At 63.3% G+C, this 12,270-nt stretch carries 12 protein-coding genes; 4 read left to right on the forward strand and 8 right to left on the reverse strand.

Features of this window, described 5'->3' with window-relative positions; translation table 11 throughout:
* Positions 1-72: 72 nt before the first annotated feature.
* The 6 genes from KF712_19225 to KF712_19250 form a co-directional block, all read right to left on the reverse strand.
* Positions 73-1,626, reverse strand: coding sequence for a glucose-6-phosphate isomerase (locus KF712_19225; protein MBX3743125.1), 1,554 nt, complete (start codon positions 1,624-1,626; stop codon positions 73-75).
* Between the two features lie 22 nt (positions 1,627-1,648).
* Positions 1,649-2,173 (reverse strand): adenine phosphoribosyltransferase, encoded by a 525-nt coding sequence (locus tag KF712_19230; protein ID MBX3743126.1) that lies wholly within the window; start codon positions 2,171-2,173, stop codon positions 1,649-1,651.
* A 235-nt stretch (positions 2,174-2,408) separates the two neighbouring features.
* Positions 2,409-3,344 (reverse strand): quinolinate synthase NadA, encoded by a 936-nt coding sequence (gene nadA / locus KF712_19235; GenBank protein ID MBX3743127.1) that lies wholly within the window; start codon positions 3,342-3,344, stop codon positions 2,409-2,411.
* Between the two features lie 54 nt (positions 3,345-3,398).
* Positions 3,399-4,217, reverse strand: coding sequence for a polymer-forming cytoskeletal protein (locus KF712_19240; GenBank protein ID MBX3743128.1), 819 nt, complete (start codon positions 4,215-4,217; stop codon positions 3,399-3,401).
* A gap of 35 nt (positions 4,218-4,252) precedes the next feature.
* Positions 4,253-4,627: a polymer-forming cytoskeletal protein gene (locus tag KF712_19245; GenBank protein ID MBX3743129.1), complete on the reverse strand. Its 375-nt coding sequence runs from the start codon at positions 4,625-4,627 to the stop codon at positions 4,253-4,255.
* Positions 4,628-4,843: 216 nt separating this feature from the next.
* Positions 4,844-5,791 (reverse strand): tetratricopeptide repeat protein, encoded by a 948-nt coding sequence (locus tag KF712_19250; protein ID MBX3743130.1) that lies wholly within the window; start codon positions 5,789-5,791, stop codon positions 4,844-4,846.
* A gap of 120 nt (positions 5,792-5,911) precedes the next feature.
* Here KF712_19250 and lpxB point away from each other — a divergent pair, with 120 nt between their 5' ends.
* On the forward strand, positions 5,912-7,039 hold the full coding sequence (gene lpxB / locus KF712_19255) for a lipid-A-disaccharide synthase (protein MBX3743131.1): 1,128 nt from the start codon (positions 5,912-5,914) through the stop codon (positions 7,037-7,039).
* A gap of 64 nt (positions 7,040-7,103) precedes the next feature.
* Positions 7,104-7,262 carry a hypothetical protein gene (locus KF712_19260; GenBank protein ID MBX3743132.1) on the forward strand — a complete coding sequence of 53 codons (159 nt, stop codon included), beginning with the start codon at positions 7,104-7,106 and terminating at the stop codon, positions 7,260-7,262.
* Positions 7,263-7,275: 13 nt separating this feature from the next.
* Here KF712_19260 and KF712_19265 read toward each other — a convergent pair whose 3' ends face one another.
* The gene (locus tag KF712_19265; protein MBX3743133.1) at positions 7,276-7,902 is read right to left on the reverse strand and encodes a RibD family protein; all 627 of its coding nucleotides are present in this window, start codon (positions 7,900-7,902) and stop codon (positions 7,276-7,278) included.
* Between the two features lie 87 nt (positions 7,903-7,989).
* Here KF712_19265 and KF712_19270 point away from each other — a divergent pair, with 87 nt between their 5' ends.
* On the forward strand, positions 7,990-9,831 hold the full coding sequence (locus tag KF712_19270; protein MBX3743134.1) for an SLC13 family permease: 1,842 nt from the start codon (positions 7,990-7,992) through the stop codon (positions 9,829-9,831).
* On the opposite strand, the gene KF712_19275 is transcribed toward KF712_19270, so the two are convergent.
* Positions 9,832-10,338: a hypothetical protein gene (locus KF712_19275; protein ID MBX3743135.1), complete on the reverse strand. Its 507-nt coding sequence runs from the start codon at positions 10,336-10,338 to the stop codon at positions 9,832-9,834. It abuts the gene before it with no gap.
* A 151-nt stretch (positions 10,339-10,489) separates the two neighbouring features.
* Here KF712_19275 and KF712_19280 point away from each other — a divergent pair, with 151 nt between their 5' ends.
* Positions 10,490-12,232, forward strand: a complete 1,743-nt coding sequence (locus KF712_19280; protein ID MBX3743136.1) for a hypothetical protein — start codon at positions 10,490-10,492, stop codon at positions 12,230-12,232.
* Positions 12,233-12,270: the final 38 nt, after the last annotated feature.

The raw sequence follows: 12,270 nt of genomic DNA on the forward strand, positions 1-12,270 counted from the left end.
AAGCGGACTGAAGTCCGCGCTCCGTTCCGGGAGTGATGACAAGCGGCCCGGCCGGTTGGCGTCGGAGTTTCCTCAGAGCTGGAAGGTATCCTCCGCAGGCGTCTTGCCGATGGAGATCTGGACCTCGCCGTTGGCTGCCAGGTGGGTGAGGCAGTGATAGACGTCCTCCGGATCCGCATCGACTTCCTGAGCGATCGCATCCGCCGTCTTCGCATCCGCGATCAGGCGGCTGCGGACGCGGTTGAGGAGATCGAGGAAGATGCCGGCGGCTTTCTTGCCCGCCTCGACGCCCGGCTGGTGATAGGCGTTGATGTTGACCAGGGAGGCGTAGAAGGAAACCGCGCGCTCGAACAGGGCGATGAGCAGGCCAAGGTAGAACGGGGTGACTTCCGGGATGGAGATGGTGATGGATTTCCGGCCGGACTCATGGAGCGCCTTCCGCGTGCCGCGGAGGAAGCCCTGGAGGTAGTCCGCGCTGGTGGTGCCCGGGTCCACCTCGATGCTGGAACCGTTCCGGCCCTTGCGCACCTCGATGAACACGGCGAAGAAGTTGTTCACGCCGTCCCGGAGCTGCTGCACGTAGGCGTGCTGGTCCGTGGAACCCTTGTTGCCATAGACGGCGATACCCTGGTTGACCACGTTTCCATCCAGATCGTGTTCCTTGCCGAGCGACTCCATGACGAGTTGCTGGAGATACTTCGAAAAGAGGACCAGCGAGTCCTTGTAAGGCAGGACGACCATGTCCTTCTCACCCTTGCCATTGCCCGCGTGGTGCCAGGCGAGGGCGAGGCGGAGCGCGGCGTTCGTGGCGGCGTCCGGCTTGCGCGTCTCCGCATCCATGGCGGCCGCACCGGCCAGGAGGGCGTCGATGTCGATGCCCTGGAGGGCGGCGGGGACGAGGCCCACCGTGGAAAGCACGGAGGTGCGGCCACCGACCCAGTCCTCCATCGGGAAGCGGGCCAGGAAACCGTTCTCGGTGGCGTATTTGTCGAGCTTTGAGCCGGAGCCGGTGATGGCGACGGTGTGTTTGCCGAAGTCGAGCGAGGCGGCGTCGTAGGCGGCCTTTGCCTCCAGCATGCCGTTGCGTGTCTCAGGGGTACCGCCGGATTTGGAAATGACCAGCACCAGGGTCTTGTTGAGGCCGCGCTTGCGGAGCTTGGCGATGACGTTGTCGATGCCCTGCGGATCGGTGTTGTCGAAGAAATGGAGGGGCAGGCGGGAGAACTGTCCGAGCGCATCCGCGACGAGCTGCGGACCCAGAGCGGAACCACCGATGCCGATGAGCAGGATCTGTTCGAAGACGCCGCCGGAAGGTGGTGCCACGGCACCGGTGTGGACGTTCTCCGCGAAGGTCTTCAGGGCGGCGAGCGGTCCGGTGATTTCCGCGCGGAGTTCAGCCGTCGGGGCCAGGGCGGGGGTGCGCAGCCAGTAGTGGCCGACCATGCGCTGCTCATCCGGATTGGCGATGGCACCGCCCTCCAACTCCCGCATGTCCGTGAATGCTTTCGTGATGTTGCCTTCCAGCGAGGCGTCATGGCCCGCCGGGATATCCATCAGGGACAGGTCGAGGGAAAAGGCCAGCTTGGGGTATCGGACGATGCTTTGGTTGTAGGATTGCCAGGACATGGTGTGCGGACGTTTTGTGAAATCAGTAGGTGAGAAGGGCGTGGACGGGGTGGCCGGCGAGCTTTCCGCGCCCTTCCAGAAAGGCCAGTTCGATGACGAAGGAGATGCTGATGATGCGGGCTTCCAGCGTTCCGAGCAACCCGGCCGCGGCCGCGGCGGTGCCTCCGGTGGCCAGCAGATCATCGATGAGGAGAACATTCTCGCCAGGGGAGATGGCGTCCTGATGGAGTTCGATGACGGATTCCCCGTACTCCAGCGCATAGGCGGCCTGGTGGGTCCTCCACGGCAGTTTGCCCTTTTTCCGGATGGGGACGAATCCGGCTTCCAGCCGGTCCGCGACCGCGGCACCGAAGATGAAACCGCGCGCGTCGATCCCGGCCACCTTGTCCACCTTCGCCCCGCCTGCGGTTTCGCACAGCAGGTCGATCGTGCGGCGGAACAGCCGTCCGTCCGCCAGGATGGGGGTGATGTCCTTGAAGATGATGCCCTCCTTGGGGAAGTCGATCACGTCGCGGATGGCTGCGTGAAGCTCTGCGGATGCGGACATGCGGGGAGAGTCCAGATTTAGGCCCCAGGAATCAAGTGAAGAGGGCGAAATGCGATGAAACTGTCTCATGCCGTCCATGGATGCCATCATCAGCGGGAAGCTCCGCGTGGGGGAGCTGGGAGCGCCGGTCTTCAGACCGGCATCTTTTCCGTAGGGAAGCCCATGAAAAACCGGAGCGGACCTGTCAGTTGTCGTCCGCCCCGCCGAATCTCTCACGAGATTCGTTACGTCGCGCTCACTTCGACTGCTCCAACATCCGCAGCAGCGGAGCCTCCGCCCGCTTGCGGATGTCCTCGGGCATTTCCACCCGGGGCTCCAGCTTGTCGAGGCAGTCGCGGAGCTTTTCGAGGGTATTCATCTTCATGTAGCGGCAGTCCGCGCAGGCGCAGCGGTCCGTCGGTCCGGCGATGAGGTTCTTGTCAGGAGCTTCCTTGCGCAGGCGGTGGAGCATGCCGCTCTCCGTCACGACGATGATGTTTTTCACCGGTGCGTTCTTGACGTAGGTGACCATCTTTTCGGTGGAACAAACCTCGTCCGCCAGCAGGCGCACGGCTTGCGTGCACTCCGGGTGGGCGACCACCAGCGCGTCCGGGTACTCCGCCTTGATGCGGTTGATGGAGTCCCGCGTGAATTCGACGTGGACGTAGCAGTTGCCTTTCCAGAGATCCATCTTCCGGCCGGTCTGCTCCATGACCCAGGCACCGAGGTTCTCATCCGGGACGAAAAGGATGGGACGATCCGGCGGAGCCTGGTTGACGATCTTCAGCGCGTTTCCGGAGGTGCAGATCACGTCGCAGAGCGCCTTCACCGCGCCGGAGCAGTTGATGTAGGCGATGACGTAGTAGTTCTTTTCCGCGTTCGCCTTGAGGAATGCCTCAAGCTGCGGGGCGGGGCAGGACTGTTCCAGCGAGCAGCCGGCATCCTTGTCGGGAAGGACGACGATCTTTCCGGGGTTCACGATCTTGGCGGTTTCCGCCATGAAATGCACGCCGCAGAAGACGATGACATCCGCATCCGTCGCCTTCGCGTGATAGGCGAGGCCGAGGGAATCCCCCACGTAGTCCCCCAGGTCCTGGATGTCTCCGGACTGGTAGTTGTGGACGAGGATGACGGCGTTCCGGGCTTTCTTGAGGGCCAGGATTTCCTCCTTCAGGTCGAGGGCGGCGGGCATGCGGGGATTGTAAGCGAGATTTGGGGGAATGAAACCAGCGGCAATATGCGGTTGTCAGGATTTCGGGGACTGGATCATCTCGATGGCGCCGGTGTGCCTGGCCCCTTCCTTGATGACGAGGGAGGCGGTTTTCACCAGTCCCTGGAGATGGGCGCGTTTCGCGAGGGTGATGGGGCCGGTGCAGGAGATCTGGCCGCGGACATTCCCGTCGATGTAGGCGGATGCTGCGGTCACCGGGTTCAGGAACTCGACCCTCGCCCCGCGTTCCACGCGGAGCTGGCGGCAGGACACCTTGCCGAGAATCTTGCCGTGGCTGCGGATCACCAGGTCTCCGGAGCAATCGACCGACCCCGCGAGTTCGCCCAGCACGGTGAGGTGGTGGCACTGGATGGTGATTCCGGAAACCACGCCGGATTTTTCGATCATTACGTCGCCCCGGGTCTGGATCCGCCGGTTCCACGGCTCGGAAATGACGTAGTCGCGCAGGCTGATGTAGGCGCTGCACCGCGGGCACTGGCTGGACTGGGCCTCCGCGACGGCCTTGTGGGTATGGCCGCAACTGAAGCAGGTCACCTCCCGGGGAGGCTTTTGCCGGAAAATGAGGCGGCGGAGCAGGGAAAGCTTCGGAGGAACGGCAGGTTGCGGTTTGAACGGGGTGACCTTCACCTGGGGTTCGCTCGCCGGGACTTCCGGCCGCACTTTGGCGAGGCGGGTGGCGGCCCGGTAGCGCGGAACCGCCTTGCCGTCGATCACCTGGAAATTCCCACGGCAGGACCGGCACTGCGTGGACACGACCATGGCGGGCTCAAGCTGGCGGTGCCCGCAGTCCGGGCACACCAGTTCGATGCGATGGCGCTTGGGCTCATCGGCCATGGTCATTCAGACGGGCAAGGGGCGAGTGGGGCTTTTCAAGCCTTGGTTCCCGCAAGTTCCTCTTGCTTCGGTTCCGCGGCGGGCTTGGACGCGGGAGCGCCTTGGGCCGGGGTGCCGACCGTCGATTTGCCGACGAAAATGGCACCGGCTTCGATGGAAAGGGTCTTCGCCTTGATGTCGCCGACGACTTCAGCGCTGGACTTCAGTTCGACACGGTCCGTGACGCTGATGTTTCCATGCACCTTGCCGTAGATGACGACGGTGTTGGTCTTGATCTCCGCCTTGATGCGGGCGTTCTCACCGACGGTCAGGTTGCCGTCCGAGGAGATTTCGCCCTCGATCTTGCCATCGACCACCAGGTCGTTGGCGAATTTGACGGTGCCTTTGATCTCCACGTCGGAAGAAAGCACATTCCGGGTGGCTCCAGCGGCAGGGCGAGCCTGGGAGGCGGCGCCGGAGGAAGGAGGAGCGGGAACGGAATAGGAAGATGCCGCAGGTGCGGAGGGAGCTGCCGGAGGGAGCTCTTGGGAAGGTGCCGGGCTGCCGGTGGGCCCGAGGTCTTGGCCGATTACTTTTTTGAACACGGATTAAAAGAGAGGTGGGTGAGATTGAATGTCAAACGGAATTCAAGGATTTGGCGCGGTCTCAGGAGCTGGTGCTGGTGCCTCGGGAGCCGGTGCGGGTGCCTCAGGAGCCGGTGCGGGTGCCTCGGGAGCCGGTGCGGGTGCCTCGGGAGCTGGTGCGGGTGCCTCAGGAGCCGGTGCGGGTGCCTCGGGAGCTGGTGCGGGTGCCTCAGGAGCTGGTGCGGGTGCCTCGGGAGCTGGTGCGGGCGGGGCAGGGGTCAACCCGGGAAGGGAGAGGAGATTTTCCGGAGCCGGTGCGGGTGCATCACCAGGGGCAGGTTCCGGAGCAGGTGGTGGATCGATTTCCACGGGCGGCTTCGCGTTCAGCAGACCGATGCGGGAGGAAGCGGTGGTGGCGAAGTTGCTTCCGGGGAACTCGTTCTGCGCCTGTTCATAGTGTTTCCGCGCCTCGTCGGTCTTACCGGCGTTCTTCGCCAGATCGCCGAGCGAAAGAAGGGCATAGGGGGCGAGGAAGCGGGTGGCTTCTCCGCCGGAGACGATTTCCCCGAAGATTTTGGACGCTTCGTCCGCCTTGCCTTGGGCGGCCAGCTTGGAGGCGAGGCTGGCCTTGGCGGTTGCCAAGGCAGGATGTTCCGCTTGCTCCGAGATGAAGGAACGGAGGGTGCTGATGGCATCGTCCTGCAGGCCGTCGGTCCATTGTTTTTCCGCGAGAAGCAGGCGTGCGCTGCCTCCGGCCGGAGTTTCCGGGTAATCCTTCACGAGCTTCTGCAGGGAGGCGAGATCCTCCGCCTGGCTGAGAGCGGCACCGGCGGTGTGCTGATGGCTTTTCTCAAGCCCCCGGTAGATGATGAAGGCAGCAGCCGCGATCACCACCACGACGGCCAGAATCAGAAGATTCTTCTGGTTGCGGTCGAGGAACTGGTCGAATGCGGACGGCTCTTGGGAGATCTCTCCGAGGGGACGGGGCGTTTCGTGGGAATCTGCGGACATTTGGAAAGCTGGATTTCGCGGTGGGGCGGAGGCGTGATCAAAGCCGGGGCTGCGTCGAAAGCAATCCGGAAGTCAGAAGGTGCGGATTTTTCGTGGTATTGCGGTGGGGGGACGCTATGGATGCGCGCGATGTCCGGACGCGTATATGTGGTGGCGGGGGAGCTGAGCGGTGACGCTCATGGCGCGGGTTTGTTGCGTTCCCTGCTGGAGCGGAAACCGGGAACCGTGGTGGCCGGAGTGGGTGGACCGCAGATGGCGGAGGTCGCGGGAACGAAGGACTGGGTGGAAGACGCCGCCGTGATGGGGGTGTGGGAGGTGCTCAAGCGCTATGGATGGTTCAAGGAACGCTTCGGGGAAATGCTGGAGGAGGTGAGACGCTTCCGGCCGGATGTGCTGCTGCTGATCGACTACCCCGGGTTCAACCTGCGCTTCGCGAAGGCGGTGAAGCGGGAGTTTCCGGCGGTGAAGCAGGTCTATTACATCAGCCCGCAGGTATGGGCGTGGAACAAGAAGCGGATCCCGAAAATGGTCGCGCTGCTGGACCAGATGATGTGCCTGTTCCCGTTCGAGGAGCCGATTTTTGCCAACGCCGGACTGAAGACGAAGTTCGTCGGGCACCCACTGGTGGATGAACTGGAGGAGCGGCGGATGGAGGTGGTCCGGGATGAATCCCTGGTGGGGCTGTTCCCTGGCAGCCGGGAGAGGGAGGTGGCCTCCCTCTTTCCGATGATGGTGGAGTCCGCGAAGCAGCTCCATGGATGGCGGAATGGACTCAGGTTCGAGGCCCCGGCCGCATCCGCGAAGCTCGCGGAAATCATGCGTGGCATGGTGCGGGAAGCAGGGGCGGAAGCATTCATCACCGTAACCGATGGCGGTGCCCATGCGTTGATGCAGCAGGCGGGGTGCGGGGTGATCGCGAGCGGCACGGCGACCCTGGAGGCGGCCTACTACGGCCTGCCCTACTGTCTGGTCTATAAGGTGGCGGGGCTGACCTACGTGATGGCGAAGCTGCTGGTGAAGATCAAATTCATCGGCATCGTGAACATTCTGGCGGAGGAAGAGGTGGTGGAGGAATTCATCCAAGGGGCGGCGGAGCCGGAGAGGGTGGTGCCCGCCTTGAAACGGTTCATCGAAGATCCCGCGTGCCGTGAGGCATTGCAGGCCCGCCTGGCGGAAACTTCCGCGAAGCTGGGGGGCTTGGGAGCGCATTCGCGGGCAGCGGAGGTGGTGGCGGGGTGGCTGCCGTAGGGCCGCTGCTTTTTTGGCCGTTGGGTGTTGCGTTCCCCCGGCGAGTGGGTATTGAAGGCGCGTGATGAAATTTTTCCTGATCGCGCTGCCTCTCTGTGTGCTTGGATTTTCCTGCGAGCGCCACGATTTCGAAGAAACCAAAAAGCTCCATCAGTCACATGGCAGCCATGGCGATGACCACGGTGCGGACCATGGCAAGAAAGACGACGGCCACGGCCATTGAGCCGGTCCGGGGATCAGGATTCCCGGTCCCGTGCGTAGCTGACGAAGCATTCACCGGATTCCGGGCAGGCTTCGAAGTGTGAGATTCTGAAATGGCGGGTTGCCGGCAGGAACTCCCGTGAGGTCCCGGTGGCGGTGGGTGCCTCCTGCCCGCCGAAAAGGGTGTGGCCTGCCAGGGTGGCGTGGAATTCATCCACCAGATCCAGGGCCGCCAGTTCCCGGATCAACTCTCCGCCGCCTTCGCAGTGGAGGTGCCTGACCTGATGCCTGGCCGCCAGTTCCGCCAGAAATCCCGTCAGATCACCGCTGTGCACGGTGACTCCGGAAGGGACGGACGGAGGTGGACCGCCGGTCACCAGCAGGTGGATGGCACCACCCGGCGTGGAGAAGATGGGATGAGCTGGATCGAGGTTTCCGGTGCGGGAGACGATGCAGCGCAGCGGGTTCTTCGGGCCGGTCATGGTCATGCGGTCGTTGTTGAGGGTGCCGCGGCCCACCAGGATGGCGTCGGCATTTTCCCTCAGGGCCATGAACCGCCGTTTGTCCCCGGCGGAGGTCCAGCCGGAGGGGGGGTGCGCGGGGGAGGAGATCTTGCCATCTGCGGAGATCGCCAGATTGGTGGAGATCCGCGGGCGTTGCATGGTGTGAGGGTGGGGGATCGTTACAGTCTTGTCAAAGGCGCGCGTGGCCTCCATTGACGGGCACCCCACGTGGGGATGTTTCCATCCATGACGTTAGAAATCGGCCTCACCCTATTGGTCATTGTGATCACCCTGGTCGCGTTCATCCGTGAATGGGCCGCGCCGGATGTGCTGGCGCTCTCGATCCTCTGCCTGGTGGTCGCGCTGGGATTGGTGAGTCCCACGCAGATGATGGATGTGTTCCGCAACGAGGCTCCGCTGACCATCGCCGCGCTGTTCGTGATCGGCGGAGCTTTGGAAAGGTCGGGGGCGGTGGATAAGATCGGCCGCCTGCTGAAGGACAAGCTGTCGGGAAATGTCAGGACCGCGATCCTGGCGTTTTCGGCGCTCACCGCGTTCTTCGGCGCGTGGCTCAACAATACGGCGCTGGTGGCGATCCTGCTCCCCGTCGCGCTTGGTTTCGGGCGCTCGAAGAACATTTCCGCTTCGAGATTGCTGATGCCCCTGTCCTATTCCTCGATCCTTGGCGGATGCTGCACCCTGATCGGCACATCAACGAACCTGCTGGTGAATGGCACGCTGAAGGACCTCGGCGAAAAGCCGATGAGCATGTTCGAACTGGCGCCGCTGGGGATACCGATGGCCATCGCGGGGGTCGCTTACCTGACGATCTTCGGGCCGAAATTGATTCCTGAGAGATCTTCGATCACCGGGGCGCTGGAGATCGATCTGCGGACCTCCCCTTTGTATCATTTGCTGGTGGGAAAGGGTTCCCCGCTGATCGGGGCGAAATTGATCGAAACCAGATTGGCTGACCGCGAATCCGGAGTCCACGTGATGGAAGTCCGCCGGAGAGGCACCCGGGTGATGACGCCCCTCTCGAAGCTGACGGTGCAGGAGAACGACCGGGTGATGGTGGCCATGCACCGTCGACGGGGTGGAGGGGCCAAGATCGAGGAACTGTTCGGGGACAACGGAGTGCAGGTGCTTTCGACGGTGGATGGCATCGTGTCGGAGCTGGTCATCCGGGAGGAGTCATCGCTGTTGGGACGGACCCTCGCGGCGTCCGACTTCCGGCAGAAATACAACTGTGTGGTGCTGGCCGTGCACCGGGATGGTGTGAACATCACCAGCCAGCTCGCCGGGGTTTCCCTTGAGGCGGGTGACACGCTGCTGGTCATCACCGCGCGCAACAATCTGGATGCCCTGGAGGCCACCCGCGATTTCGTCCTCACGGACTCGCCCGATGAGAAAGGGCAGGACGAGCAGGAGGAGGCACCGCCGAAACAGGCCAAGCATATCTGGATTTCATGGGCGACCCTGATCGGGGTGGTCGCCACGGCGACTCTGACGGATTTCCTCAACCCTTATGTCTCATGGATTCCGGAGATCCCCATCCATTACGCCGCCTTGGTGGGCGCGTTGTGCTTGTTGTGGATGAGGATCCTCACCCCGCGGGAGGCTTATACGAGCATTGACTGGCAGGTGCTGCTGATGCTGTACGGCCTGCTGGGCCTCGGGCTGGCGATGCAGAACACGGGGACCGCGAAGTTCCTGTCCGGGGAGATCGTGGAACTCACGGCGCGTTTCGTTTCACCGGATTACCTACCCATTGTCCTGTTGTGGACGGTTTTCCTGCTGACGCTGCTGCTGACGGAAGTGCTGTCCAACAACGCGACGGCGGTGATGATGGTCCCCATCGTCGTGACGCTGGCCCATGAGCTGAACGTGGATTCGCGTCCGTTCGTCATGGGCGTCACCGTGGCAGCCTCCACGGCATTCGCGCTGCCGATGGGCTACCAGACCCACATGATGGTCTTCGGGCCGGGCGGCTACAAGTTCGTGGACTTCCTCAGGGTGGGTATCCCCCTCAACATCATCTGCTGGGTCATCGCCTGCACCCTGATCCCGTTCATCTGGCCGTTCTGATCAGGAAACGTCCACGGACAGGTCCCCGCCGAGGCTTTCGATCGCGGTGGTGAGGGCGTCGGCATCCGAATTCTCCGGGATGGAAACCACGCCCCGCGCGCGGAAAAGCGGATGGCCCGCCATCGGCGCGCTCTCTAGTCCGGTGGTGAGTTCCTCGACGTTGCCGCCCGCATTTGCGATGGCGGCGGCGAGTTCGCGGACGATGCCGGGGCGGTCGTTGCCGACGACATCCACGGAAAGCGTGCGGCGGTTCTCCGGGGCGGGGGCGGCTTCCCGCACGGTCTGTACCGTGATGCCGTCCGCGCCGAGGGCCTGGAGTTGCGCAATAAGTGTGTCCGCGGCCGCATCCGCGCACTCCACGCGGACGATGCCGGCGAATTGTCCGGCCAGGCGGGCCATCCGGCTTTCCAGCCAGTTTCCGCCATGGGTGGCGACGATGTCCGAGAGGGTGCGGACAAGGCCGGGGCGGTCCGGGCCGAGAACGGTCATCACGAGGGAAGCGGTCATAGGGTTAGTTTGTGGTGGGTATGGAAGGTGATGCGAGAGATTTCAAACAGATGGGGGGATTCATTCCGGTTTTTCGAGATTCTCGTCTGAAAGCTTGTGAAGACGGCGATGATCCACCACCTTTCCCGCAAGCTAAATTTCCATGCCCCCTATGGCCAACGATCATCCCTTTCAAACGCTCTTCGAATCGTTCGGGCGGCTTCCCGCCTCCCATGCAGAGATGGTCAACCGCAAGGCTCATGATGAGCTGCTCTCCACGCTGGACGTGGAAACGGACAGGCAGGGCCGCTGCATCCTCCTGCGTGCGCCGCGCGCCGGTCATGGAAAGACCCACCTCCTTTCCAGGGTCCAGCACCAGCTCGGCGGCAGTCATGAATTCATCCCGCTGCATCCGTCCGGGAGCCGGGTGGGTGCCATTTCGGTCACCGAGGATGCGCTGAACCGGCTGGGCAGGGCGCTCCCTGCGGCCGGAGGGCTGACGGTGCTGGATCTGGTGGTCCGCCGGCTTTTTTCCTATGCGCTGCAACCGCTGGTGGTGTCCGGCGAGGTGCCGTGCCAGGATAGGGAAGGGGCGCTTGCCGCGCTGCGCAACCGGCCGGTGGAGACGTTTGATTTCCACCACCCGAATGCGGTCACCGCCCACTGGGCGAGGGAGAATTTCGAAGTGCTGGGGCCACGCCTGAGCATGGAGCTGGCGCAACGCTGCGGCCTGCCGGTGAGGGAGGTTTCATTCTGGGTGAGCGCGTTTTTCCGCTACGCGGCTACTCCGGTGGACCATCCCGGCCGGGCTGGTGCGCTGGGCCTGGAAGTGGCCGGGGAGGCGGTTACGGAAGGCGTTGCCATGGAGCGGCTGACCTCGCTGCTGGCACTGGTTTCCCTGCTGATGCGGGTGGTGCTGGTGGCGGATGATCTTGAAGGTTTCTCCGCGGATGAGACGGCGGCTCTTGCTTTCGCCGCCTTCATCGGTGGCATCCGCCATCAGGCGGAGCGGGTGGATGTGATCATTTCCCTGAACAAGGACGTGTGGGAGAACGCGTTCAAACCCCGCCTCAGCGGAGGCCTCGCGGACCGTTTGTCCGAGGTTCTGATCGAACTGGATCCACTGACCGATGATGACATCATCGCGCTGTTCGAGTCCCGCGTGCCGGGCTTGGGCAAGGAAGTGTTCGGGCGTATCGATGCTTCCGAGCGCCATGCCCGCGGGTTGATCCGTGCGGCGGGAACCGCCTGGATGAAGGCGGTCAATGACAAGGCGGAGCTGGAGCCGGCTGCCGCGGCCTTCGCGGAAACCGAGCAGGTTCCCGAGGTGGGAGCGCCGACTCTCCCGGAGCATTCCCCGGTGGAAGACGAGGCCCTGTTCACGAAGGAGCCGGAGCAGGCTCCCGTGACGTTCTTCACCGCCGTGATCGATGAACCTGCAACGGGCTTTTTCCCGGTTCAGGAAGTGGAGGTGGCCGGGCCTGGCACTTCTCCCCCGCAACAGTGGGGTGGTGGATCGGTCTATGATGCCCAGGTGCTGGATGAACCTGCCCGGAATGAGCCATTCAGCAGCGAACCGGTGCCGGGTTTCCTGAAGGATTCCACGTTTTTCCAACCGCCCTTCCAACAGGAGCAGATCGCAACGGAGGCTCCCGTTGAAAACACGCCTCCGGCCTTCCAGGTCGCGTCGCCCTATTTTCAACCGGTTGCGCAGGATGAGTCCGCTCCGCCGCCTGCGGTCTATGGTTCGGTGTTTGAACCGGTTTTCGAGCCGGCTTCTCCAGCGGCCGGCTTTGGTCCTCCGCCTCCGCCCCAGCCGAATCAACCCCAGCCGGGTCCGTCGCAACCGACCGTCGATGGGGATGACCGCGTGGATGATTTGCTGAAGCAGTTTCGCGAGCGGTACGGTCGCTGAAGCTTGTGAAAATTTTCACAAAGCCCTTGCCCACCATC

The sequence above is a fragment of the Akkermansiaceae bacterium genome (assembly GCA_019634595.1).
Lineage (GTDB): Bacteria > Verrucomicrobiota > Verrucomicrobiia > Verrucomicrobiales > Akkermansiaceae > Luteolibacter.

Bases quoted from the DNA above. Each gene is read 5' to 3' on its own strand.
- KF712_19265 (MBX3743133.1), bottom strand. From the start codon at position 7,902: ATGCAACGCCCGCGGATCTCCACCAATCTGGCGATCTCCGCAGATGGC.
- KF712_19230 (MBX3743126.1), bottom strand. From the start codon at position 2,173: ATGTCCGCATCCGCAGAGCTTCACGCAGCCATCCGCGACGTGATCGAC.
- KF712_19250 (MBX3743130.1), bottom strand. From the start codon at position 5,791: ATGTCCGCAGATTCCCACGAAACGCCCCGTCCCCTCGGAGAGATCTCC.
- lpxB (MBX3743131.1), top strand. From the start codon at position 5,912: ATGCGCGCGATGTCCGGACGCGTATATGTGGTGGCGGGGGAGCTGAGC.
- KF712_19270 (MBX3743134.1), top strand. From the start codon at position 7,990: ATGACGTTAGAAATCGGCCTCACCCTATTGGTCATTGTGATCACCCTG.
- KF712_19225 (MBX3743125.1), bottom strand. From the start codon at position 1,626: ATGTCCTGGCAATCCTACAACCAAAGCATCGTCCGATACCCCAAGCTG.
- KF712_19275 (MBX3743135.1), bottom strand. From the start codon at position 10,338: ATGACCGCTTCCCTCGTGATGACCGTTCTCGGCCCGGACCGCCCCGGC.
- KF712_19280 (MBX3743136.1), top strand. From the start codon at position 10,490: ATGGCCAACGATCATCCCTTTCAAACGCTCTTCGAATCGTTCGGGCGG.
- nadA (MBX3743127.1), bottom strand. From the start codon at position 3,344: ATGCCCGCCGCCCTCGACCTGAAGGAGGAAATCCTGGCCCTCAAGAAA.
- KF712_19240 (MBX3743128.1), bottom strand. From the start codon at position 4,217: ATGGCCGATGAGCCCAAGCGCCATCGCATCGAACTGGTGTGCCCGGAC.
- KF712_19260 (MBX3743132.1), top strand. From the start codon at position 7,104: ATGAAATTTTTCCTGATCGCGCTGCCTCTCTGTGTGCTTGGATTTTCC.